The sequence below is a fragment of the Streptosporangium sp. G11 genome, assembly GCF_051192615.1.
Lineage (GTDB): Bacteria > Actinomycetota > Actinomycetes > Streptosporangiales > Streptosporangiaceae > Streptosporangium.
The window spans coordinates 25,755-50,371 of record NZ_JBPJUQ010000017.1 but is presented as its reverse complement, the minus strand read 5'-3'; the positions used below and the strand labels follow the sequence as shown (position 1 = coordinate 50,371).

Here is a 24,617-nt window from a genome sequence, read left to right as displayed (position 1 = left end):
GCCCCCGGCCGCCCCACACTCCCGCCGCAACGTCGACCGGCCCGATGCGGCCTGCCGGGCTCCTCGTCCTGTCCCCTCGGCGTCCCCTTGGCGCGACCACGTCAACGCCGACCGGGCAGCGACCATCCCGCCACCCCATCGGCGGCCGCCCTGCCGGTGACCCGGCGACCCGGCGACCAATCCACCACCGACCCGGCGACCGATCCACCACCGACCCGGCGACCATTCTTTCAGCCACCCAGCGACCATCCTGTCATCAGACCTCCGGCCGTGACATGCTTGCCCCATGGTCAGCGGCTCACAGACCCCTCTCGGCAGGGTCATTCCACGGCGTGCTGGAAAACTCGTCGAGGAGGCCCTGGCCGACACCCGCGTCACCCTCATCACGGGGGCACGCCAGTCCGGCAAGAGCACCCTGGTCCGCCTCCTCGCCAAGGGGCGCGCCGGAGAGTGGCGCAACCTCGACACCCCCGCCGTCCGCCAGGCCGCGCTCGCCGACCCCACCGGCTTCGTGGAATTTCCCGAGCTCATGGTCATCGACGAGATCCAGCGGGCCCCCGAGCTGCTGCTCGCGATCAAGGAACAGGTGGACACCGACCCGAGGCCGGGCCGATACCTGCTGACCGGATCGGCACGCGTGCTCGGGCTCCGGGGGCTTCCCGACGCGTTGCCCGGCCGGATGGAGACCATCGAGCTGTGGCCCTTCTCGCAGGGCGAGATCGACGGCACGGCCGACGGATTCGTGGACGCCGTCTTCGCCGAGCCCGAAAGTCTTCACCACACCTCTGAAATCAGCCGCGCCGAGTACGCGGAACGGCTGGTCCGGGGAGGGTTCCCCGAGGCGGTCTCGCGTTCCAACATCCGCAGGCGGGAGCGGTTCCTCGACTCGTACGTCGCGGATCTCATCGCGCGTGACGTGAGCCAGCTGGCGGAGATCGAGCGGACGGCGGAGATGCGGGCCCTGATCCGGCTGCTGGCCGCCAGGTCGGGCCAGTTGCTGGTTCCGGGATCCCTGGGCAACGGGATCGGGCTCTCCGCGAGCACGGTCCCGCGCTATCTGGGGCTGCTGGAAGAGGTCTTCCTGATCAAGCGGATTCCCGCCTGGTCGCGCAATCTCGGCAGCCGTTCGACGGGGACGCCCAAGATGGCATTCGTCGATTCCGGGATCGCCGCGAACCTCCTGGGGGTCGACTCCAGGAGCCTGGTGCGTCCAGAGGGCGCCTTCGGCCCGCTCCTGGAGGGTTTCGTCCTCATGGAGCTGGCTCGCCAGCTCACCTGGTCGGACGAACGCGTGGAGCTGTTCCACTACCGGACCAAGGACAAGGTGGAGGTCGACGCCGTCCTGGAGAATCGCCAGGGGCGCGTGGTCGGTGTAGAGGTGAAGGCGTCGTCGACGGTGCGACCGGACGACTTCAAGGGACTACGGCACCTCGCGAATCGGCTCGGCGACGATTTCGCGGTGGGAATCGTCCTCTACACGGGCACGCAGACGCTTCCGTTCGGTGACCGCATGCGCGCCATGCCGGTGAGCGCCCTCTGGGAGGTCACCGCTCCGCACGGGTGACCGCCTGATCGCGGGTCATGGCATCGGTACTGACGGCTCCCACCCGCCGAACCTGCGGAGCGCTGTCCGACGCGCCCTCATCGACGACGGCCAGTCGCAGCACCGGGCCTTTCGTCCGGAGTTTCACCATGACCGGGCCGCCCTGGCGCCTGCCGGAGTTGGAGTGGCGCACCGAGCTGGTCACCAGCTCGCCGACCACCAGCAGCACCATGTACTCGTCACCTTCGTCGCCCGCGAGCTCACGCAGCCGCAAGGCCGCCCTGACGAACGCCCGCGCCGGCGGGATCGATATTGGTAAATGGTGATTCGGCACGCCCCGGCTTTCCCGGAGGTGAAGCTGCTGGTCCTCGTGGCGCCGGCGCACGCGATGGGTCCCACTGGATCGAATACCTATTCAGGGGAAATGATGCCATTTTCCCTGTTTCCGTCTTTGAGTATGTAGTGATTCGCTACCGTCGCCCGTTACGACAGAAGATCGACTAGAGACTGGAGCACTGTGCGAAGAAGAACCTCTTGGTTCGCCGTCCTCCTGGCGACGGCGACGGCTTTACCGGTCGGGGTGGCCGGCGCGGACACCGAGGTCCTGAGGGCGCAAACCATCGCTTGGGCGCCTTGTGAGGAGGAGCCCGCCGCTGAGTGCGGCACGCTGAGCGTGCCCATCGACTGGTCGAAGCCGGGCGGGGCAAAGGTCGACATCGCCGTCGCGCGGCGGAAGGCCACGGATCCGGCCGCGCGGGTCGGTTCGCTGGTGATCAATCCCGGTGGTCCGGGCGGGTCGGGAGTGGAGGCCGTGTACGGCGCCCCCGGGTCCTACACCGAGGAACTGCAGCGGCGGTTCGACATCGTCGGATTCGACCCTCGGGGTGTGGGGCGCAGCAACCCGGTGATCTGCTCGGCGTCGGTGTACAACCGGATGCCGCACACCGTCATGAAAGGCCAGGCCGACTTCGACGCCTGGAACGCGTTCACCAAGAAGCTGCACGCCGACTGCCGCGCTCGTACCGGTCCGCTGTACGACCACGTCGATTCCGCCGACGTCGCCCGTGACCTGGACGCGCTGCGCGCCGCCCTGGGCGAGGAGAAGCTCACCTACTACGGGATCTCGTACGGCACGCTGATCGGCCAGATGTACGCCGAGCTGTTCCCCGGCCGCGTCCGGGCCCTCGGGCTCGACAGCAACATGGACCACAGCCTCGGCGTCGCGGGCTTCCTGGCCACCGAGGCGATCGCCATCGAGGATGCGTTCGACGAGTTCGTCGGCTGGTGCGAGCAGGACACCGGCTGCGTCCTGCATGGGCGTGACATCCGTGTGATCTGGAAGGACCTGCGGGAGAAGGCGCGGCGCGGTGAGCTGAAGTACCCGAGCACGGGCCAGACGATGACCGAGTTGCAGGTCATCTACAACGCCGCACTGGGCACCGAGGGGCCGGCCTGGCGCATACTGGCCGAGGTGATCAACTGGTTGAACGGTGGGCCGCCGCCGGAGTGGGTGCCCCCGCTGTCCGGCCGGCAGCCCGTGGAGGGTGACGTCGCGTATCTGCCGACCGCGGTTCTCTGTCAGGACTACAACCTCCAGGTGCGTAACTACTCGGAGTACGCCGCACTCATGCGTGTCTCCAACCGGCTCGCACCCGACACGGGGTACCACCCGTACCCGATCGACGATCTGCCGATCTGCATGAACTACCCGACCACCAACGCGCCGCACGCACTGCGATACACGGGCGACGCCCCGCTGCTGCTCGGGAATTCTCTGCACGACCCGGCCACCCCGTGGATATGGTCCGCCAACGCGGCCCGTCAGCTCGGGTCCAAGGCGGTGTTGCTCACATACGAGGGCTGGGGACACCGCATCTACGGCAAGGACAAGTGCCAGACGGACATCTTCGACGAGTACCTGATCTCGCTGAAGGTGCCGCCGCGCGGCACGCGCTGCGCCGTGGGCACGGCCGAGGAGAGCGTGCTCAAGCAGCAGACGCCGTCGCGGACGTGGCCGACCGGCTCGAACCACTGGGCGGTCGGCCCGGTCGCGGCCTCGCCCGCCTTCTGACTTCGGAGGCGGGCCTCCATCCGGGTGAGATTTGTGCGGCTGTCGATTGGGTGGGTGTCGTTGAACCACGGCGAGTCCGGTGGTTCAACGACACCCATGCCTGTGTGACGCAGGCCCCGGCAGCGACACGATCGGCGTGTGACCTTTGCGGCCCCAGCCGTTTTCCGGCGCCCGTCGCCGTCGATCGGCCGACATCCGTGACACCCCGTTCAGGGGTTCAGGCGGCGCAGGCGTGCGTACAGGACGAGGCTCGCGGCGGTCCAGAAGAGGGTGGCGGCGGAGATGGGGAGGAGGACCGTGTCGAGCAGGCCGGCGTTGGCGGCGCGCATCCAGGGCATGATCGGCACCGAGAGGCGGCCCACCGGAGTGAGGCTGATCAGCAGCAGGGCGAGATAGCCGCCGAAGAGGGCGAGCATCGAGACGGCGGGGGAGGCCAGGATCGGGCGGCTGGTCAGGGCGCCCAGGGCAGTTCCCGCGCTCACGCCGAGCACGTGCAGGGTGATGCCGAGCGCCAGGTCGGCGGGTGTGGGCATGGCCGCGAAACCGTGGACCAGCGGGAGCGCGATCGCGATCGCCGCCATGCCGAGGCTGACGGTCAGCGCGGCGAGCAGCCCGGCCCCGACCTCGCGGCCGGGCCGCCCGGTGGCGGTCATGGAGATCAGCCGCTGCGTCGGGGGTTCGGTGTCGAGCAGCCCCCGGGCGGCCCAGGCGAAGATGAGGATCAGCAGCCCGGCCGAGTCGGCGTACGCGGACAGCTCTTTGCCGGGCGGGGTCAGCGTGGAGTAGAAGATGGCCAGCATCGCGAAGAGCCCGATCATCGGCTGGAGCAGCCGGTGCGACCGGGCGTAGGCGGCGATCTTGAAACGTACGAGGTGGATCATGATGACCGCCTGGTGAGGTAACCGTCGGCGCGGAGCTTCTGCTCGACCTCGTCGGCGTCACCGGCGTCCACGATCACCTCGATGACCACCCGCCGGGACGATCCCTGCGAGGAGGGCCGAGGGGGCGGCGAGGGCTTCTGCGAGACCTTCTGGGGAACCCGGGGTTCTTCCGAAATGGGGGCGCCGGGGTCCGCGGGAAGGGGCGAGGGCTCGCGGGTGCCGAGGGAGACGTCGCCGTCCGCGACGAGCCAGTGGTCGGCGCCGGGGAAGTCCTGGAGCTGCTTCTGGTGGTCGCTGACCACGACCGTGCCGCCGCGTGCGGCGATCTCTTCGATGATCACTGGGAGTTCGGTGCGGGTCTGCTCGTCGAGCCCGGCGAAGGGTTCGTCCAGGATCAGCAGGTCCGGCGGGGCCAGCAGTGACTGGATGAGCCCGATCTTCTGCGCGCTGCCCTTGGACAGGTCGCCGAGCGGCTGCTCCAGCAGGTGGGTCGCGTTCAGCCGTCCCGCGAGGTCCCCGGCGGCGGAGGTGGAGGAGAGGCCCCGGATCCTGGACATGTGGGTCAGGTAGGCGGCGACGGTGAACGGCTGGTCCACGGGGAACACGTCGGGGGCGTAGCCGACGACGCCGGGCCGGTCGGAGATCGAGCCCTGGGACGGGGGGACGAAGCCCGCGAGGAGCCGCAGCAGCGTAGATTTTCCCGCGCCGTTGCGGCCGGTGACCTCGATGACGGAACCGGGACGGAGCGTGAGCTCGACATCCCTCAGGATCCAGGGGCCGCGCCGCGAGTATCGGAAGGACACCGTGGAGAGCCGCATAAGCCGCAACCCTACCGTGATCATTCGCTTTCCGGCCCGCGCCCTCGATCTCCGCTTTCCGGCCCAGGCTGACGGTTCCCACGTTCCCGGTTTCCGGCCCAGGTCGACGGTCCTCACGTTCCCGGTTTCCGGCTCGGGTCGACGGTTCCCACGTTCCCGGTTACCCGCCCAGGCTGACGGCCCCCGCTTTTCCGTCGCGTCCTCCCGGGACGCGAACGGAGACCCCGCGCGAACGCGAGGTCTCCGTTGTCGTCGAACCTGTGCGGTGTTACGTGCCGTCCGGCTTCACGTCCACGGGATCAGCTGCCGTAGACGTCGAAGTCCCACAGCGAGTAGCCGTAGGCGGGCAGCGCGCGCTGGGTGCCGTACACGCGCACGTAGCGCCCGCTGCCGCTGACGGTGAGGTCGTCTACTCCGCCGTCGGAGGCGACGGTGGAGTAGACGTCGGTCCAGGTGGTGTTGTTGGTGGAGGTCTGGACCTGGTACGCCCTGCCGTAGGCGGCCTCCCAGTTCAGGCGGACCCGGTTGATGGAGCGGGTGGCTCCCAGGTCGACGGTGATCCACTGCGGGTCGCTGTAGGCGCTGCTCCAGCGGGTGGCGGGGTCACCGTCCACGGCGTAGGACCCGACCCGGCCGTTTCCCTCCTCGACGCTGCTGGTCGTGACCGGTTTGCCGGTGGACAGCAGCGTGGGGGTGGAGGTGGCGGGGGTGCCGTAGACGCTGAGATCCCACAGGGAGTAGCCGTAGGCGGGAAGGGCGCGCTGGGTGCCGTGGACCCGGACATAACGCCCGGTGCCGGTGACGGTGAGGTCGTCTACTCCGCCGTCGGAGGTGGTGGTGGAGTAGACGTTGGTCCAGGTGGTGTTGTTGGCGGAGGTCTGGACCTGGTACGCCCTGCCGTAGGCGGCCTCCCAGTTCAGCCGCACCCGGTTGAGGTTGTAGCTCGCGCCCAGGTCGACCGTGATCCACTGCGGGTCGGCGTAGGCGCTGCCCCAGCGGGTGGCGGAGTTGCCGTCCACCGCGTTCGCCCCGACGAGCACGTTGCCGTCCTCGACGCTGCTGGTCGTGACCGGCTTGCCCCGCGCGATGTCGCCGCCGGGGTCGGGGTTGCCGGGCGGGGTGCTCGCGCCGGCACCGGTGAAGGTGTAGCTGTCCAGGTCGTACAGGGCGCCGGTGCCGGTCCCCGTGAAGACGATGTACAGGTCGTGGGTGTTGTCGTCGGGCTTGGTGACGGGGGCGGTCACCTCGGCGTAGTTGTCCCAGCCGCCGGTTCCGGCGACCGTGACGCGGGCGACCTCGGGGCCGGTGGGCGAGTCGAAGCGGAACGACAGGGTGCCGCCCGCGTTGGCGGAGGAGACACGCGCCTTCACGCCGGTGATGCCCTTGAGGCTGACGGCGTGGTGCTTGACCCACTCGCCGTTCTGGATGTCACCGAGCCGCTTGGCGCCCTCCGCCGCGGCCTGGTCGACGACCCTGGGGCCGTTGAGCTGCGCGTAGTGCTCGGCCTGCCACTGCTTGGGCCAGAGCGTGATCTCCTTCTCGCCGGTGAGCGGGACGGTGCCGGTCGCGCCGCGGTCGGTGTAGCTGCTGCGGATCACGAAGAACTGCACGGCGTCGTGCCCGGCGTGGATGGGGCCGGTGTTCACGGTGAAGCCGCAGCCGGTGCCCTGACCCTCCTCGTGGGCGTGTTCCTGGTGGCCGAGCGCGGCGCGGATGACGACGTCGGCGCAGGCGGGTGTGCCGTCCTGCGCGTCGGTCGCGGTCGCGGTCGAGGTCAGGTCCTCACCCCAGCTGTACATGCCTCCGGCGGGCAGGCCGTTCAGCGTCACCGTGGGCCGGTTGTTGCCCACCACGATGGGGATCACGACGGTCCCGGTGTGGTTGGCCGGGTCCCTGACGGTCAGCCGGGCCCGCTTGTCGCCGTTGGTCGTGTAGGTGTACGACGGGTTGGCGGCGGTGGAGTCGACGGTGCCGTTGTCGTCGAAGTCCCAGGCGTAGGTGAGCGCGTCACCGTCGGGGTCGGAGGTTCCGGCGCTGGAGAAGGTGACCGCCAGCGGGGCCAGCCCGTTGTCCCTGTTGACCGTGGCCTGGGCGATCGGCGACCGGCCGCCCTGCACGTGGTTGATCTTGTAGAGACCGGCGTCGGCGGCACCGGAGAAGTAGCCGCTGCCGTACTCCATCAGGTAGAGCGAGCCGTCGGGGCCGAACTCCATGTCGATGGGGTGCACGAGGTTCATGCCCGCGAGCACCGGCTCGATGACGGTCGGCGTCCCCGTGGTCGGGTTGCCGTTGTTGAACTGGACCTCCTTGATCCAGTTACGGCAGTACTCGGAGATCAGCAGCTTGTTGTCGTAGTAGACGGGCCACTTTACGTCCGAGACGAGGTTCGGGTCGTAGTGGTAGACCTCGGCGTGGTTGGGGGAGCCGCAGCCTCCGGGGTTGTCCAGGGCGGGCCACTCCTTGCTGCCGCCGTGCTGCTCCCAGACCAGCGCCGGCTTGGTGGGGGGCAGCTGCTGGAGGCCGGTGTTGCGCGGCGAGTTGTTGACCGGCCCTGTCGTGCCGCCGCAGGGGAACCAGCCGCGGGGGGCGTTGGCCGCGAAGTCCCAGTCGTTGTAGGCCACGTTGGGGCCGCCGCAGTAGGGCCAGCCGTAGTTGCCGGGGCCGGTGGCGCGGTTGAACTCGTCGTAGGCGGCGGGTCCGCGGTTGGCGAGGGTCGCGTTCGCGTCGGGGCCCACCTCGCCCCAGTGCAGGGTGTTGTTCGACTTCTTGTCGACCCAGATCCGGTACGGGTTGCGGGTGCCCATGATGTAGATCTCGGGCTTGGTCTGCGCGGTGCCCGGCGCGAAGAGGTTGCCCGCGGGGATGGTGTAGGTGCCGTTGTTCTCCGGGTGGATACGGTTGATCTTGCCGCGTAGGTCGTTGGTGTTGCCGGAGGTGCGCTGCGCGTCGTACTGCGGGTTGCGGCCGGTGCGCTCGTCGATGGGGGCCATGCCCGCCGAGTCGCCGCCGGAGTTGGTGTTGTCGCCGACGGCGAAGTACAGGTTGTTGTTGCTGTCCCAGGTCATCGAACCGGCCGAGTGGCAGCACAGCTCACGCTCGGTGGGCCACTCGATGATCATGTCCTCGCTGGCCGGGTCGATGACGTTGGTGGTGGCGTTGAACGTGAACCGGGAGATCCGGTTCACCAGCGGCGTCACCTTGGGCGAGTAGAAGAGGTACACCCAGCGGTTGGTGGCGAACTGCGGGTGGACGGTGATGCCGATGAGCCCGTCCTCGAAGCGCGCGTCCAGCTGGAGCGTCAGCGCCACGGTCGTGGCCTTGGTCGCCGGGTTGTACAGGCGGACCTGGCCGCCGCCGGAGGTGGTGCCCCGGTTGATGTAGAGGACCTTGCCGTCGGGCAGGACGGAGAGCTCGATGGGCTCGCCCATCGACAGCCCGCCGTCCAGCTTGACCTTCTCGAACGCGCTGGTCGGTGGCGGCGCGAGAGCGGCGGTGGTTCCGAGCGTGGAAGTGGAGGTGGTCTTGAGCACGGCGGCGGTCGACGCCGCCGCGGTGGTGCCGGTGGCTCCCGCCGCAGCGGTGGCGAGAGCGAGGACGAGAACGCCTAAGGCCGTACGAAGGCGCGTGAAACCTAACACGAAGGTCTCCCGGGGGGTGAAAAGGCAGATGCGTGCGAGAAGGGGGCGTCAGGTGCCGTAGATGTCGAGGTCCCACAGGGAGTAGCCGTAGGCGGGCAGCGCGCGCTGGGTGCCGTAGACGCGGACATAACGCCCGGTTCCGGTGACGGTCAGGTCGTCGACTCCGCCGTCGCTGGTGGTGGTGGAGTGGACGTTGGTCCAGGTGGTGTTGTTGGTGGAGGTCTGGACCTGGTACGCCCTGCCGTAGGCGGCCTCCCAGTTGAGGCGGACCCGGCTGATGGAGCGGGTGGCCCCCAGGTCGACGGTGATCCACTGCGGGTCGGCGTAGGCGCTGCCCCAGCGGGTGGCGGGGTTGCCGTCCACCGCGTTCGCCCCGACGTGCGCGCTGCCGCTCTCGACGCTGCTGGTCGTGACCGGCTTGCCAGTGGACAGCAGCGTGGGGGTGGAGGTGGCGGGGGTGCCGTAGACGCTGAGGTCCCACAGGGAGTAGCCGTAGGCGGGAAGCGCGCGCTGGGTGCCGTGGACGCGGACGTAGCGGCCGGTCCCCGTGAGGGTCAGGTCGTCGACTCCGCCGTCGGAGGTGGTGGTGGAGTAGACGTTGGTCCAGGTGGTGTTGTTGGCGGAGGTCTGGACCTGGTACGCCCTGCCGTAGGCGGCCTCCCAGTTCAGCCGGACCCGGTTGAGGTTGTAGGTGGCTCCCAGGTCGACCGTGATCCACTGCGGGTCGGCGTAGGCGCTGCCCCAGCGGGTGGCGGGGTTGCCGTCCACCGCGTTCGCCCCGACGTGCGCGCTGCCGCTCTCCACGCTGGAGGTCGTGACCGTCTTGCCCTGCGCCAGGTCGGTGGTCGGAGGGTTGGAGGGACCGTCCTGCTTGATGCGGATGTTGCGGTAGTTGATGTCCAGGCCGTCACCGTCGTTCTGGACGCCGATGTAGCCGTTGGCGATGTTCCGCGTGCTCGTGTAGTCGTTGATCTTGGTGCCGTTGAGGTAGATCTCGACACGCTGCCCGTGCACCGCGATCTCGTAGGTGTTCCAGGAGCCGGGCGGGTTGAGCGCCGCGGCGCGCGCGGCGGTGTCGGGCGCCTTGAAGCTGTAGACGCTGCCCGTGGTCCGGGTGGGGTCGGCGTCGCTGGCGTCGATCTGGATCTCGTGTCCCAGGTCGACCGGCTTCCACGGGTCGTTCCCGGGGTCGGGGAAGCCGATGAAGACGCCGCCGTTGTCGTCGCCGGGCATCATCCAGTCGAGCTTGAGCGAGTAGTTGGAGAAGGTCGAGACGGGGTACCAGAGCAGGCCCATGCCGCCGACCGAGGACAGCGTGCCGTTGGCGAGGGTGAAGCTGCCGGCGCCGGCCTGCCGCCACTGGTTCAGGCTGGCCTGCGTGCCGTCGAACAGCGGCGTGTAGCCGGTCTCGGGACGGCAGTCGGCGGCCTTGGCCTTCGCGGCGACCTGGATGCCGCCGAGCAGCATCTTGGTGAAGTTGGGGTCGGCGTAGGACTCCTCGGTGTGGCCGAGTCCGGTGTACCAGGCCCGTCCGCCCTGGTAGTCCTGGCACCAGGTGATCGGGTGGTCGGCGCCCATGCCGCCGCCGCTGTAGGACGACTCGTCCAGGTTGGCCAGCACCTTGACGGCGGTGCGCGGGTTGGCGCGGTAGTTGTACCACTCGTCGGTGCGGGTCCAGGTGGGCGCCAGGTGCGAGGTGGACGGGTTCGCCCTGTCCTCGACGCGGATCGTCGCCTGCTGGGTGGCGGGGTGGGAGGCGAAGTACGCCCCGACCAGGCCGCCGTACCAGGGCCAGTCGTACTCGGTGTCGGACGCGGCGTGGACGCCGACGTATCCGCCGCCCCCCGCGATGTACGACTGGAACGCGGTCTGCTGCGTGGCGTTGAGCACGTCGCCGGTGGTCGACAGCCAGATGACCGCCTGGTACTGGGCGAGGTTGGCGGTGGTGAAGGCCCCCGCGTCCTCCGTGGCGACCGTCGTGAAGCCGTTGGCCGCGCCGAGCTGCTGGATGGCGGAGATCCCGGCGGGGATGGAGGAGTGCCGGAAGCCGGCGGTCTTGGAGAAGATGAGGACCTTGGTCAGGGGAGCCGCCGAGGCGGTACCGGGCATCAGCGCGATGGCTCCGGTGATCATGACGGCCAGCGCGAGGAGAACTCGCGGGATCCGGCGCATACGCCTACTCCTAGGGGGGTAGAGGAGCGCGCCGCCGCACCTGGTGTCAATCTTTCGGCGGAGATGTAAGGACATTCGCCGCCGTACGACAAAAGATTCGCATGAAGCGGCGAAAGCGTCAATGCGTCGCGTGTGTTACGCGCGATTCACTTGGTGACGATCTTGATACATCGGATGTATTTATTTGCAGCAGGCGGTAATTTCCGGACGGTATGGACAAAATATGGCCTGGTCAGCGAGTTATTGCGATCAGGAAGCAAAATTTTGCTGCCCAAAGGCGATATTTCCTATCTTGACGTGCTTAGACGTCCGATGTTAACTACGGCTGACAGATCCGATCTACCGAGTGTGAAGCAGGCCCGGCCTGTGACCACAGGTGTCCCGGTGGCGGATCTGCACCCACGGGGAAGTTAGGGAGCCGCCGCCGGTCGCCGATTGCCGGCGGCGGCTCCCTAACTCCCCGGCGTGCTCCCCCTGCATCACGTCACCCACCCATCGCGACGTCTCGCCGAAGCGACCCGCTCTCCCCTGGCGGAGGCGCCGGCACCGAGGTGGGTGAGTCGCGCGCTTGGTCAAGGCGGGGCGGCGTGGCCGCCGTCCCCGGTGGCGATTAAGGAAGATCATGTCGAGAAAACCAGTACGCCTCTTACTCATGTGGTTCCTCGTGACATGCCTGGCCTCGGTCGGCATGGCCGTGCCGGCGTGGGCGGCACCGGGGGACACGGCCTTCGACCAGGCGACCGGGGCGCTCAAGGTCGACTACGGGTCGTACCTGTCGAAGCACGACATCGTCTACAACCGCCCCAACACCAACCCGATCCAGGGCCTGACCGTCGGCAACGGCCGCACCGGGGCCATGGCCTGGAACCAGAACGGGCTGACGATGCAGGTGTCGGGGGTGGACCTGTCGCAGCAGTCGACCTACGCGGCGGGCCTGGCGAACCTCAGCACCAGCCCGGCCATGGACACCGGGTACACGACCTTCCAGCAGCGGCTCTCGCTGTACGACGGGACGCTGACCACCAAGTACGACTCCAACCGGACCGTGACCGTGATGGGGTCGCCGAACTCCGAGGTCATGGGCATCCACGTCGAGGACACCCGGGGCGGCGTGTCCAACGTGGCGTTCGACCTCAGCATGTGGGACCCGGCCACCGTCCAGAACATCGCGGACGTGCCCGACCTGAACACCTGGCGGACGATCTCCACCTTCTCCGACGCCAACGTGGCCGGCTTCAGCAGGGGCCAGACCGACGCGAACGGCTTCGGCTACACCATGGCCGCCACCGTCGAGGGCGCGAACTTCACCACCCAGGTCGTGGACGGCAGGAAGGTGCGGCTGAACATCACGCCCACCTCCAGCTACACGATCTGGTTCACCGCCGCGAGCCGGATCAACGCCCCCAACCGCGACTCGGTCGCCCAGGCCCGCAGCCAGCTCACCTCGGTCAAGAACACCGGCTACACCAACACGCTCAACAACTACCGCAACTGGTGGCACGCGTTCTGGGCCAAGTCGTTCGTCCAGTACTCCAACTCCAACCGCGACGCGGACTATCTGGAGAACGTCTACTACCTCAGCACGTACATGATCGCCGCGGGCAGCTACGGCAACTACCCGCTGCACTTCATCAACGGTGTCTTCCGCGCCACGCAGGACAACTCCAAGTGGAGCAACGCCTACTGGTACTGGAACCAGCGAGACGTCTACAACTCGTTCTTCGCCTCCAATCACACCGAACTGATGAACAACTTCAACCGGCTCTACAGCCGTAACTACACCGCGCTGAAGTCGTACACGCAGACGAGGTACGGGATCGACGCCCTGTGGGTGCCCGAGACCATGGGCTGGGACGGCAACGCGCGCGGCACGGTCAACAGCGACTACACCAAGAACATCCTGACGACCGGCTACCAGGCCGCGTACAACATGTACCTGCAGTACCGCTACACCAACGACGCGAACTACCTGCGGGACGTGGCGTACCCGTACATGCGGGAGACCGCGAAGCTGTACAAGGGTTTGCTGTCCTTCGACGGGCCGACCGGCAAGTACTACATGGCCAACTCCCACTCCCACGAGACGTACTGGAACGTCCGCAACGCGATCACCGACCTGGCCGCGGTGCGCAGCATCTTCCCGCTGACGATCCAGGTCAGCCAGCAGCTCGGCCTCGACGCCGGCCTGCGCGCCGACTGGCAGAACATCGTGAACAACCTCGTCGCCTACCCGACGGGCAACGGCGCCTACCTGCCCCACGAGCCGCCGATCTCGCAGACGAGGAACAACGAGAACGTCGCCTCGGAGCTGATCTGGCCGTACAACATCACCGGCATCGGCTACCCCGACTATCAGACCGCGCTGAACACCTGGAACCAGCGGCCGTTCCCCTACGGCAACGTCTGGTCCAACGACGCGGTCCAGGCGGCCCGTCTCGGCCTCGGTGACCAGGCGTACCAGGGCATGAAGACGATGCTGCAGAAGTACCAGAACCATCCCAACGGCATGACGACCAACACCAACGGCGTCTTCGAGTATCTCGGCGTGCACCTGTCGGCGCTGAACGAGTCGCTCATGCAGAGCTACAACGACAAGATCAGGGTGTTCCCCGCGGCGCCGGGCGACTCCTCCTTCGTCGGCAAGTTCACCCTCCTGGCCAAGGACGGCTTCCAGGTCAGCTCCGAGCGCGAGGCCGGGGAGATCAAGTACGTCGGGCTCAGGAGCCTGCACGGCAAGCAGGCCACGGTGGTCAACCCCTGGGGCACCCAGCAGATCCGGGTGCGCCGCGCCTCCGACAACGCCGTCCTGGCCACCGTCTCCACCGGCGAGGTCTCCTTCGCCACCGCCGCCAACACCGTGTACGTCGTGGAGCGGACCGCCAAGCCGTTGAGCGGCTACGCCTCGACGACGCTGACCGGCTCCGCCAACCAGGGCGTCAAGGCGCTGAGCGGCACCGCCTCCACCCTGGGTCTCCCGGCCGGCACGAGCGGCACCGGGACGATCAGCCTGCGCTCCAAGGCCAACGGTCTCTACGTCACCGCCTCCAACGGCTCGCCGCTGATCGCGAACGGGACGTCCAACGGCACGGCGCAGCAGTTCGAGCGGATCAACCAGAGCGGCGGCACCATCGCGCTCCGGGCGAAGATCAACAACCAGTTCGTGGCCGCGGAGGCCGCCGGAGCCGAGCCGCTGATCGCCAACCGTCCCTCCGCCGGACCCTGGGAGACCTTCCAGCTCATCACCAACCCGGACGGCTCGGTCAGCCTCAGGGCCCAGGTCAACAACAAGCTGGTGTGCGCCGAGGGCGGCGGCGCCCAGCCGCTGATCGCCAACCGCGACGCGGTCGGTCCCTGGGAGAGCTTCGACCTGATAAATAACTAAACAAGCTGATTTTCGGAAACCGGGTTCGGCGGGTCAGGTGATCCGCCGGGCTCGGTTTCCGGCATTCCCGCTGGTCATCACTGTGCCAGGCCTGTTCCCCGCCTGTTTCCCGCCGGTTCTTCGCCTTTTTTTGCCGGTCACCCCCGGATGTCGTCGCCCTCGCGAGATTGTCCGGCCTCGCCGGATTCCGGGGGCGTATCCGCAGGACCCGACGCCCGCCGGAACACCCGGATCCGCACCATCCCCTGACATCTCGCTTTTACCCGGTGATCCCCTCCAGAATGGGCACATCGGGTAAAGGGCCAATCGGGAAGAGGCGAAAGGATGCGGGGTTGAACCGCTTTCCCCGGGTTCTCGGGGTTCGCATGGGGTACGACACGGAGCAGGTGGATCTGCTGGTCCGCCGGATCGAGGGCACCCTCGGCAGGGGCACCCCGGAGGGGGAGCCGGTCACCGCGGACGAGATCCGCGGCGCGCGTTTCCGCACCAGGCTCGGCGGCTACAACGAGATCGCCGTCGACTTCGCGCTTGAGGCCTTCATCGTGGCGATCGAGACCCGGCCCGCCGGGACGGACGGGCGCCCGATCGTCCCCGCCCGCCGCGCCGCGCCCGAAGAGCCGGAGCGGGGGGAGCGGGAGGAGCCGGAGGACCACGCCACCCGGGTCGAGCGGGCCGCCTTCAGGCCAGGACGCCTCGGCATGGGCTACAACGAGGACGAGGTCGACGCCTTCCTCGACCGGGTCGTGGCCACCCTGCGCGGCACCACCGACGCACCCCTCACCCCCGGCGACGTGCGCGAGGCGAGGTTCGCCACGGTGATGCTGAGGCCGGGCTACGCGATCGGCGAGGTCGACGAGTTCCTCGACGACCTCGCGCGCGTCCTGGAGACCCACCTCGGTCGGTGACGATGTCTCCTACGGCCTCCTGGTCTCCCACCGTCCGCGAAGGCGAGTGGACGAGGGAGCGCCGGAGTGCGCGCCGGGAACCGTCAGCGCGTACCCCAGGAGTAGGTCTGCTTGTGGAGCTTGAGATAGACGAAGGTCTCGGTGGCGCGGACGGTCGGGATGGCCCGGATCTTGCCGAGGATCTCCAGGAGGTGCTGGTCGCTCTCGCAGACGACCTCGACCATGATGTCGAGCGACCCGGCGGTCAGCACGACGTAGTCGATCTCCTGGATGGCCGACAGCTCGTCGGCCACCGTCCCCAGATCGCCCTCGCACTTGATGCCGATCATGGCCTGGCGGGGAAAGCCCAGGGTCAGCGGGTCGGTGACCGCGACGATCTGCATGACCCCGGCGTCGAGCAGACGCTGGACCCGCTGGCGTACGGCGGCCTCGGAGAGCCCCACCGCCTTGCCGATGGCGGCGTACGGCTTGCGCCCGTCCGTCTGCAGTTGCTCGATGATCTGCTTGGAGATCTCGTCGAGGACGACGGGGCCGGGCCTGGCGTCGTTTTCGCGGCGAACCTTGGGCGGCGTCGTCATGGGCGCTCCCTGGCGTCATGTTGCGGGGCTGTTGCCGTCATGTTGCGGCTCCGATGCGACATGCTGTCAGTTCCGGGGCTTCTGTCAAGCGATTTCGTAGCAATTTGGTATCTTAACAACGAAATCCCTTGTCGTAGGGCTCTCGCTCTGTAAGAGTCGCGACAACTCAGCCCCGATCCTTAGGAGGCCGACGGTGACCACCCCGGTTGAGACCAGCGAATTTCCCCGCCTGCGGAACTACGTTGACGGCGAACTCGTGGAGGCCAGGAGCGACCGGTTCTCCGACGTCATCGATCCTTGCACCGGCGAGATCTACCTTAAGGCCCCCGTCTCCGGTCCCGAAGACGTCGACGCGGCCTACGCCGCCGCTGCCGCCGCGTTCGAGTCGTGGAGCCGGGCCACCCCGGGCGAGCGCGCCAACCTCCTCCTCAAGGTGGCCGACGCGATCGACGCGCGGGCCGAGGAGCTGAACGAGGCCGAGTGCCGCAACACCGGCAAGCCGCGCGCCCGCATGGCCGAGGACGAGACCCCGATCGCCGCCGACCACTTCCGCTTCTTCGCGGGGGCCGCGCGCACGCTGGAGGGCCCGACGTCGGGCGAGTTCCTCGCCGACCACACCTCCGTCATCAGGCACGAGCCGATCGGCGTGGTGGGCCAGGTCACCCCCTGGAACTACCCGATGATGATGGCGGTCTGGAAGATCGCCCCGGCGCTCGCCGCGGGCAACACCGTCGTGCTCAAGCCCTCGGACACCACCCCCGCCTCCACGGTCAAGCTGGCCGAGATCCTCGGCGAGGTCCTGCCGAAGGGCGTCTTCAACGTCGTCGTCGGAGACCGGGAGACCGGCGCGCTGGTCGTCGGGCACCCGACCGCGTCGATGGTCGCGATCACCGGTTCGGTCGGCGCGGGAATGGCCGTGGCCAGGAGTGCCGCCGACGACCTCAAGCGGGTCCACCTGGAGCTGGGCGGCAAGGCGCCCGTCGTCGTGTTCGACGACGTCAAGGACCTCAAGTCCGCCGCGGAGTCCATCGCCACCGCGGGCCTGTACAACGCCGGGCAGGACTGCACCGCGGCCTGCCGCGTGCTGGTCCACGAGGACGTCCACGACGAGTTCGTGGCCGCGCTCACCGAGGCGGCGGCGAGCACCGTGACCGGTGACCTCTCCGACGAGGACGCCCTGTACGGCCCGCTCAACAACGCCGACCAGCTGGCCCGCGTCACCGGCTTCATCGACCGGGTCCCCGGCCACGCCAAGGTCCTGACCGGCGGAAACCGGATCGGCGACCGAGGTTACTTCTTCGCCCCCACGATCGTCGACGGCCTCAGGCAGGACGACGAGATGGTGCAGAACGAGGTGTTCGGGCCGGTCATCACCGTCCAGACCTTCTCCGACGAGGCCGACGCGGTCGCCAAGGCCAACGGCGTCAGGTACGGCCTCTCCGGCTCGGTGTGGACCTCCGACCACGGCCGGGCGATGCGGGTGTCGAACCGCCTCGACTTCGGCGTGGTGTGGGTCAACACCCACATCCCGTTCGTCTCGGAAATGCCGCACGGAGGTTTCAAACACTCCGGCTACGGCAAGGACCTGTCCGTTTTCGGGCTGCACGACTACATGCGCGTCAAGCACGTCATGCACTACATCGGCGAATAGCCGCGAACAGAGGGATAAGCCTGGCATGACCGAAATCCAGGCGGGCACGGAGACGGCCTCCACCGTCTCCCACTCGCCCCACGTGCCCGCAATCGAACTCGACGGGGTCGCCAAGGAGTACATCTCCCACGGCGAGGTCGTCCAGGCGGTCAAAGGTGTCACCCTGTCGATCGCCGAGGGGGAGTTCTTCTCGCTCCTCGGCCCCTCGGGCTGTGGCAAGACCACCACCATGCGCATGATCGCCGGGTTCGAGGACCCCTCACGCGGCAACGTGCGGCTGCACGGCCAGGATGTCACCGACGTCCCCCCCAACAAGCGCGACGTCAACATGGTCTTCCAGTCGTACGCCCTCTTCCCGCACATGAACGTCTGGGACAACGTCGCCTTCGGCCTCAGGCGCAAGAAGGTCCCCGACGCCGAGATCAAGCGCCGGGTCGGTGAGATCCTGGAGATCGTCGATCTCACCGGACGTGAGAAACGCCGCCCCCGGGAGATGTCCGGAGGCCAGCAGCAGCGGGTGGCCCTCGCCCGTGCCCTGGTCAACAAGCCCCGCGCGCTCCTGCTGGACGAGCCCCTCGGCGCCCTCGACCTCAAGCTCCGCCAGGCCATGCAGATCGAGCTCAAGCGCATCCAGCGCGAGGTCGGCATCACCTTCGTGTACGTCACTCACGACCAGAGCGAGGCGCTCACGATGAGTGACCGCATCGCCGTCATGAACGACGGCGCGGTCGAGCAGCTCGGCACCCCCAGGGAGATCTACGAGCGGCCCGCGACCGCTTTCGTGGCCGGGTTCATCGGCACGTCCAACCTGCTCAACGGCACCGTCGACCGTCTCCGGTCGGGTTTCGCGGTGCTTAAGCTAGGTGATGACGACCACGTCCTCGCCGAGGGCGGATCGTTCCGTGCCGGGGAACCGATCGCGATCACGGTACGCCCGGAGAAGATCAGAATCACCACGGAGGAGCCCGTCGGCGACCTAAGCGTCGTGCGGGGCACCGTCTCAGAGGTGGTCTATCTGGGGCTTTACACCAGCTACACGGTCTGCCTGGCCCACGGCGCGGAGGTGACCGTCTTCCAGCAGAACGCACTCGACAGCACCAGCACGGCGGAGCGTGGAGACGCCGTCTGGTTGTCGTGGCTGCCGCACCACTCGTACGCGATCGGAAGTTGAGCCCGACATGGACCCCCGCATGAACCCCGCCTTTCTGCGAGGTATGACGCAGAGCCGTTCCGTCACCCGCCGTGACGCCCTCCGCCTCGGCGGACTGTCGGCCGCCGGCCTCGCCCTCGCCGCCTGCGGCGTGCAGGGCAAGAAGGTGGCGACCGCTCCCCCGAGAGACGCCATCGCCGAATACTGGGGCTCCAAGAAGAAGAACGGCACGCTGCGCTTCGCCAACTGGCCGCTCTACATCGACAAGGACGGCAAGCGCTACCCCTCGCTGGAGATGTTCACCGCCGACACCGGCATCAAGGTGGAGTACCAGGAGGCCATCCAGGACAACAGCACGTTCTTCGGCAAGATCCAGCCGCTGCTCGCCGCCAACAACGACATCGGCTACGACCTGATGGTCCTGACCAACGGCCTCCAGCTGAGCAAGGCGATCGCACTGGGCTACCTGGTCCCCCTCGACCACTCCAAGCTGCCGAACTTCGCGGCCAACGCCAGCTCCGCGGTCAAGAACCCCACCTGGGACCCCAACAACGCCCACACCATCCCGTGGACGGTCGGCGTGACCGGCATCGCCTACAACCCCAAGTACGTGGACGAGGTCAAGAGCATCCAGGACCTCTGGAACCCCAAGTACAAGGGCAAGGTCGGCATGATGCTCGACACCCAGGAGGTCGCCAACTTCGGCATGTTCGCCCTGGGCATCGACCCCGACAAGTCGACCGAGGCCGACTGGAAGAAGGCCGGGGCGAAGCTCAAGGAGCAGCGCGACGCGGGTCTCGTGCGCAAGTACTACGAGAACGACTACGTCGACGCCCTCGCCAGGGGCGACATCTGGATCACCATGGCCTGGTCGGGCGACATCTTCCAGCAGGTCGCCGAGGGCAAGGACCTGAAGTTCGTGGTGCCCGAGGAGGGCGGCACGATCTGGACCGACAACATGTGCATCCCCAAGACCGCCCTGAACCCGGTCGACGCGCTGACCCTGATGGACTACGTCTACCAGCCCAAGATCGCTACGATGCTGGTCGAGTACATCAACTACATCACGCCGGTCTCCTCCGCCAAGGATCTCGTCCTCGCCGACGCCGCCAAGGCGACGGGAGAGGAGAAGAAGGCCCTGGAGCAGATCGCCGAGAGTCCGCTGATCTTCCCCTCGGAGGCGGACATGGCCAAGCTGCGGTCGTACAAGACGCTGACCTCCTCGGAGGAGAAGGTCTTCGAGGACATCTTCCAGCCGGTCACGCAAGGCTAGGCGGATGAGAGAGCGAATCGGACCTGAAGGGGTAACCGGCCGGTGAAACGCCTCGCCCCCTACCTGCTCATCCTGCCCGGCGGACTCTGGCTCGCGATCTTCCTGGTGGTACCGATGGTCTTCATGGCCTCGGTCTCCACCCAGGAGGGCAACGTGGTCGACGGATTCGTCCAGACGTTCAACTTCTCGGTGTACGGCGACGTCCTGGCGCAGTACCAGACGCAGTTCCTGCGTTCGGCGGGGTACGGGCTGGTCGCGACCGTGGTCTCCATCGCGCTGGCCTATCCGATGGCCTACTGGATCGCCTTCAAGGGCGGCAACCGCAAGTCCACCTACCTGCTGCTGGTGCTGCTGCCCTTCTTCGTCTCGTTCGTGCTGCGCACGGTGTCGTGGAGGTTCCTGCTCGCCGACGACGGCATGCTGCTGGGGCCGCTGAAGTCGGCCGGGCTGCTGCCCGACGACTTCCACGTGCTGCAGACGACGTTCGCGGTGATCGGCGGGCTGGTCTACAACTACCTGCCGTTCATGATCCTGCCGATCTACGTAGCGCTGGAGCGGGTGGACCCCAAGGTGGTCGAGGCCGCCCAGGACCTCTACGCGGCCAAGCGTGAGGCGTTCACCAAGATCGTGCTGCCGCTCTCGCTGCCGGGCGTGTTCGCCGGGGTGCTGATGACCTTCGTCCCGATGACCGCCGACTACGTCAACGCGGGCATCCTCGGCGGCCCGGAGAACACGATGATCGGCAACATCATCCAGACCGAGTACCTGGTCAACAACGACTACCCGACCGCCGCCGCGCTGTCGTTCACGCTGATGGCGGCGATGCTGATCGGCATCTTCGCCTACGCCAAGGCGCTCGGCACCGAGAACGTCCTGGAGGCGGCGGCCCGATGAGCACCATCGACGTCACGGAGGCTCCGGCGACGAGCGCGCCGGCCCGGCGCAGGCGCCCGCGGAGCGGCAGGCGGCTGGGCGACCGGCTGCTCTTCGGCTACGTCTGGCTGATCCTCGCCTGGCTGTTCCTGCCGATCGTCGTCATGATCGTGTTCGGCTTCAACGACACCCAGAGCAAGTCGAACGTGACCTGGCAGGGCTTCACCCTCCAGTGGTGGGGCCGCCTGGACGAGTACCCCGAGCTGCTCGAGGCGGTGCTCAACTCCGTCTACATCGCCGCGCTCTCCACGGTGATCACGACGCTGCTCGGCACGCTCATGGGCCTGGCCCTGGGCCGCTACCGGTTCCGCGGGCAGGGCGCCACCAACCTGGTGATGTTCGCCGCGATCGCCTCCCCCGAGCTCGTCATGGGCGCCTCGCTGCTGTCGCTGTTCATCAGCGTCGGCGTGCAGACCGGTTTCGCGACCGTGGTCGTCGCGCACGTGCTGTTCTCGCTGTCCTTCGTGGCGATCACCGTGCGGGCCCGGGTGATCGGGCTCGACCGGTCGATCGAGGAGGCGGCGCGCGACCTCGGCGCGTCCACGTGGACGACGTTCTGGCGGATCACCTTCCCGATGATCCTGCCCGGCGTCGTCTCGGGCGCGCTGCTGGCCTTCGCCCTGTCCATCGACGACTTCGTGATCACCCAGTTCACCAGCGGCGCGACCCAGACGTTCCCGCTGTGGATCTGGGGCGCGACCCGTATCGGGGTGCCGCCTCAGGTCAACGTCCTCGGAACGCTTATATTCGCGGTAGGCGTCGCCATCGCCGTGGTCAACACGGTCACCGCGCGCCGCCGCCTCTGACCGTCGCCGAGCCCCGTGCCCTCACCGGGTGGCACGGGGCTTCGGTGTACCCGGGTTCCCGGTTCTCCGGGTCCCCAGGTCCCCGGATCCCCGGCGACGGCGGCTCCGGCGGACGATATCCCGGCAGAGAAAAGATTCCCGGCAGAGAACAGGGAGGCGAGATCGGAATCAGGCGGGGGGAACCCGCGCGTGATCTTCACGACCACGCGATACACACAAAGACAACCTGACTCACGTAGGGAAGTGAGATTTGTGGATCCGCTGAAGGCTCTTGCTGACGCGGAGCGCAAGCCGTACTGGCTCGACAGTCCGGCGAAACCCGAGCCGCAGGCGCGGCTCTTCGGCGAGACCGGCGCCGATCTGGCGGTGGTCGGCGGAGGCTTCTCGGGGCTCTGGACCGCCCTGATGGCCAAGGAACGCGACCCGTCGCTCGACGTCGTCCTTCTTGAGGGACGCAGGATCGGCTGGGCGGCGTCCGGCCGCAACGGCGGCTTCGCGATGGCCACGCTGACCCACGGCATCGCCAACGGGCTGGAGCGCTGGCCCGAGGAGATCTCCACGCTCGAACGCCTCGGCGTCGACAACCTCGACGAGCTCGGCGAGGCGGTCGCCGGATACGGCATCGACTGCGGCTACGAGCGCACCGGCGAGCTGCACGTGGCCACCGAGCCGTGGCAGCTGGAGGAGATGAACCGCAACGTCGGCGTCGCCCGCGACCTGGGCGCCCGCTTCGACGTCCTCGACACCGAACAGGTCCGGGCGGAGGTGAACTCGCCCACGTACATCGGGGGCCACTGGGAGCGCGACGGCTGCGCCATGCTCGACCCCGCCCGGCTGGCCTGGGGGCTCCGGCAGGCCTGCCTCTCGCTGGGCGTGCGCATCTACGAGCGCACGCCGGTACGCACCATGAGGGACACCCCGACGAGCCTGGACCTGATCACCCCGCACGGCAGCGTCAGGGCGCGCAGGGTCGCGCTCGGCACCGGCGTGTTCCAGCCGCTGCTGCGGCGGCTGAAGCACTTCCTGGTGCCGGTCTACGACTACGCGCTGATGACCGAGCCGCTCTCGGCCGGCCAGCTGGCCTCGGTGGGCTGGCACAACCGGCAGGGGGTCGGGGACGCGGCCAACCAGTTCCACTACTACCGGCTGACCGAGGACAACCGCATCCTCTGGGGCGGTTACGACGCGGTCTACTACAACGGCGGCATGATCAAGCCCGAGTACGAGCAGCGCGACGAGACCTTCGTCAAGCTGGCGGAACACTTCTCCACCACGTTCCCGCAACTCTCCGGGCTGCGCTTCACCCACAGGTGGGGCGGCGTCATCGACACCTGCAGCCGGTTCAGCGCCTTCTACGGCCAGTCGCACGGCGGGCGCCTCGCCTACGCCGCCGGATACACCGGCATGGGCGTCGGCGCGACCCGGTTCGGGGCGAACGTCATGCTCGACCTGCTCTCCGGAGAGCGGACCGAGCGGACCGAGCTCCGGATGGTCAGGGAGAAGCCCGTCCCGTTCCCGCCCGAGCCGGTCCGTTCGGCCGGGATCCAGATGACCCGCTGGTCGATCGCCCAGGCCGACCTGCACCAGGGCCGCCGCAACCTCTGGCTGCGCACCCTGGACCGGATGGGTCTCGGCTTCGACTCCTGAGGTTTCGGGGATCTCGGAGGTCTCAGGAGGTCTCAGGGGTCCGGGAGGGTTTTGAGAGGCCGTCCCCCGCCCCCGCTCTCGCCCCGGCTCAGGCCGGAGGAGCGGAGGCGGGGGACGGCTCACGGACGCCTGGGGACGAGTCGAGGACGGCTGGGGACGGCTTACGGACGCTGGGGACGAGCCAAGGACGGCGGAGGACTGCTTACGGACGGCTGGGGACGGCAGAGCCGGGCCGGGGGAGTCGCTGGCTTCCGCCGCGCGGGCCGTACAGACTTGGAGCATGTCCGAAAAGGTGAAGTTCACCGCGGGCGGGGTCACCCTCGCCGGCGACCTGCGGATCCCGGCGGCGCCGGGCCCGCACCCCGCCCTGGTCCTCACGGGCCCGTTCACCGGAACCCGTGACCAGGTCACCGGCCTGTACGCCGCCCGGCTGACGGAGGCGGGATACGCGACGCTGGCCTTCGACCACCGCAACTGGGGGGAGTCGGGCGGGGAGCCGCGCAACCACGAGGACGCCCAGGGCAAGCTGGAGGACCTGCGGGCCGCGGTCTCGCTGCTGCGCTCGCGCCCCGAGGTGGACGGCGGCAGGGTCGGCGCGGTGGGGATCTGCCTCGGCGGGGGCTACGCGCTCAAGTTCGCCGCGTTCGACCCCCGGGTGAAGGCGTTCGCGGGCATCGCGGGGGCCTACAACAATCCCTACGGCATGCGCGCCGGAATGTCGCCCTCGGGGTACCAGGAGGCGCTGGCCTCGTTCACAGAGGTGCTGGAGCGCCAGGACGGGGGCGGTGAGGTGGAATACCTGCCCGCGGTGGCCGAAGAGGGGGAGGCGGCCATGCCGGGCGACGAGCCGTTCGCCTACTACGGCACCTCCCGGGGCGCCTCGGAGCACTGGCGCAACGAGGTCACCCGGGCCTCCGTCCGCGAGCTGATCACCCTGGACAACATGACGGGCGCCGACTTCCTGTCGCCCAAGCCCGGCCTGATCGTGCACGGCGTGGTCGACCGCTTCTGCTCGCCCGAGGGCGCCGAGGAGGCGTACCGGCGGATGGACGAGCCCAAGAGGATCGTCTGGCTGGACGCCAAGCTGCACATCGACCTCTACGACACCGAGCCGCACGTCACCCGGGCGGTCGAGGCCGTCGCCACGTTCTTCGGCGAGCACCTCTGAA

17 protein-coding genes are annotated in these 24,617 nt (G+C 68.2%); 11 read left to right on the top strand and 6 right to left on the bottom strand.

Features of this window, described 5'->3' with window-relative positions; genetic code table 11:
- Positions 1–286: 286 nt before the first annotated feature.
- Complete coding sequence (locus tag ACSDR0_RS18415; RefSeq protein ID WP_435290053.1) at positions 287–1,564, top strand: ATP-binding protein; 1,278 nt, start codon at positions 287–289, stop codon at positions 1,562–1,564.
- On the opposite strand, the gene ACSDR0_RS18410 is transcribed toward ACSDR0_RS18415, so the two are convergent.
- The gene (locus ACSDR0_RS18410; RefSeq protein ID WP_435290052.1) at positions 1,545–1,928 is read right to left on the bottom strand and encodes an ATP-binding protein; all 384 of its coding nucleotides are present in this window, start codon (positions 1,926–1,928) and stop codon (positions 1,545–1,547) included. The genes ACSDR0_RS18415 and ACSDR0_RS18410 overlap by 20 nt on opposite strands.
- 288 nt (positions 1,929–2,216) lie before the next feature.
- On the opposite strand from ACSDR0_RS18410, the gene ACSDR0_RS18405 reads away from it, so the two are divergent.
- Complete coding sequence (locus tag ACSDR0_RS18405) at positions 2,217–3,614, top strand: alpha/beta fold hydrolase (RefSeq protein ID WP_435290051.1); 1,398 nt, start codon at positions 2,217–2,219, stop codon at positions 3,612–3,614.
- A gap of 209 nt (positions 3,615–3,823) precedes the next feature.
- Here ACSDR0_RS18405 and ACSDR0_RS18400 read toward each other — a convergent pair whose 3' ends face one another.
- The 4 genes from ACSDR0_RS18400 to ACSDR0_RS18385 all read right to left on the bottom strand — a co-directional run bounded on the left by ACSDR0_RS18400 (position 3,824) and on the right by ACSDR0_RS18385 (position 11,123).
- The gene (locus tag ACSDR0_RS18400; RefSeq protein WP_435290050.1) at positions 3,824–4,495 is read right to left on the bottom strand and encodes a hypothetical protein; all 672 of its coding nucleotides are present in this window, start codon (positions 4,493–4,495) and stop codon (positions 3,824–3,826) included.
- A complete protein-coding gene (locus ACSDR0_RS18395) occupies positions 4,492–5,313 on the bottom strand; it encodes an ATP-binding cassette domain-containing protein (RefSeq protein WP_435290049.1) in 822 nt (273 codons plus the stop codon). Before ACSDR0_RS18395 ends, ACSDR0_RS18400 begins: the two co-directional genes overlap by 4 nt.
- Before the next feature lie 299 nt (positions 5,314–5,612).
- A complete protein-coding gene (locus tag ACSDR0_RS18390; RefSeq protein ID WP_435290048.1) occupies positions 5,613–8,951 on the bottom strand; it encodes a galactose-binding domain-containing protein in 3,339 nt (1,112 codons plus the stop codon).
- Between the two features lie 48 nt (positions 8,952–8,999).
- A complete protein-coding gene (locus ACSDR0_RS18385) occupies positions 9,000–11,123 on the bottom strand; it encodes a ThuA domain-containing protein (protein ID WP_435290047.1) in 2,124 nt (707 codons plus the stop codon).
- A gap of 622 nt (positions 11,124–11,745) precedes the next feature.
- Between ACSDR0_RS18385 and ACSDR0_RS18380 the strand changes: the two genes are divergently transcribed.
- Positions 11,746–14,505 (top strand): glycosyl hydrolase family 95 catalytic domain-containing protein, encoded by a 2,760-nt coding sequence (locus tag ACSDR0_RS18380; protein WP_435290046.1) that lies wholly within the window; start codon positions 11,746–11,748, stop codon positions 14,503–14,505.
- A 365-nt stretch (positions 14,506–14,870) separates the two neighbouring features.
- Positions 14,871–15,410: a DivIVA domain-containing protein gene (locus ACSDR0_RS18375; protein WP_435290045.1), complete on the top strand. Its 540-nt coding sequence runs from the start codon at positions 14,871–14,873 to the stop codon at positions 15,408–15,410.
- Positions 15,411–15,493: 83 nt separating this feature from the next.
- Here ACSDR0_RS18375 and ACSDR0_RS18370 read toward each other — a convergent pair whose 3' ends face one another.
- On the bottom strand, positions 15,494–15,988 hold the full coding sequence (locus tag ACSDR0_RS18370; RefSeq protein WP_435290044.1) for an Lrp/AsnC family transcriptional regulator: 495 nt from the start codon (positions 15,986–15,988) through the stop codon (positions 15,494–15,496).
- 193 nt (positions 15,989–16,181) lie between these two features.
- Here ACSDR0_RS18370 and ACSDR0_RS18365 point away from each other — a divergent pair, with 193 nt between their 5' ends.
- From ACSDR0_RS18365 to ACSDR0_RS18335, 7 genes are all read left to right on the top strand, one after another.
- A complete protein-coding gene (locus tag ACSDR0_RS18365) occupies positions 16,182–17,639 on the top strand; it encodes a gamma-aminobutyraldehyde dehydrogenase (RefSeq protein WP_435290043.1) in 1,458 nt (485 codons plus the stop codon).
- A 25-nt stretch (positions 17,640–17,664) separates the two neighbouring features.
- Positions 17,665–18,810, top strand: a complete 1,146-nt coding sequence (locus ACSDR0_RS18360) for an ABC transporter ATP-binding protein (protein ID WP_435290042.1) — start codon at positions 17,665–17,667, stop codon at positions 18,808–18,810.
- Between the two features lie 19 nt (positions 18,811–18,829).
- Positions 18,830–20,062 carry a polyamine ABC transporter substrate-binding protein gene (locus ACSDR0_RS18355; RefSeq protein ID WP_435290041.1) on the top strand — a complete coding sequence of 411 codons (1,233 nt, stop codon included), beginning with the start codon at positions 18,830–18,832 and terminating at the stop codon, positions 20,060–20,062.
- Between the two features lie 42 nt (positions 20,063–20,104).
- A complete protein-coding gene (locus tag ACSDR0_RS18350; protein WP_435290040.1) occupies positions 20,105–20,956 on the top strand; it encodes an ABC transporter permease in 852 nt (283 codons plus the stop codon).
- Complete coding sequence (locus ACSDR0_RS18345) at positions 20,953–21,801, top strand: ABC transporter permease (protein WP_435290039.1); 849 nt, start codon at positions 20,953–20,955, stop codon at positions 21,799–21,801. Before ACSDR0_RS18350 ends, ACSDR0_RS18345 begins: the two co-directional genes overlap by 4 nt.
- A gap of 252 nt (positions 21,802–22,053) precedes the next feature.
- Positions 22,054–23,448: an NAD(P)/FAD-dependent oxidoreductase gene (locus ACSDR0_RS18340; protein WP_435290136.1), complete on the top strand. Its 1,395-nt coding sequence runs from the start codon at positions 22,054–22,056 to the stop codon at positions 23,446–23,448.
- A gap of 280 nt (positions 23,449–23,728) precedes the next feature.
- Positions 23,729–24,616, top strand: coding sequence for an alpha/beta hydrolase (locus tag ACSDR0_RS18335; RefSeq protein WP_435290038.1), 888 nt, complete (start codon positions 23,729–23,731; stop codon positions 24,614–24,616).
- The last annotated feature ends 1 nt before the right edge of the window (position 24,617 follow it).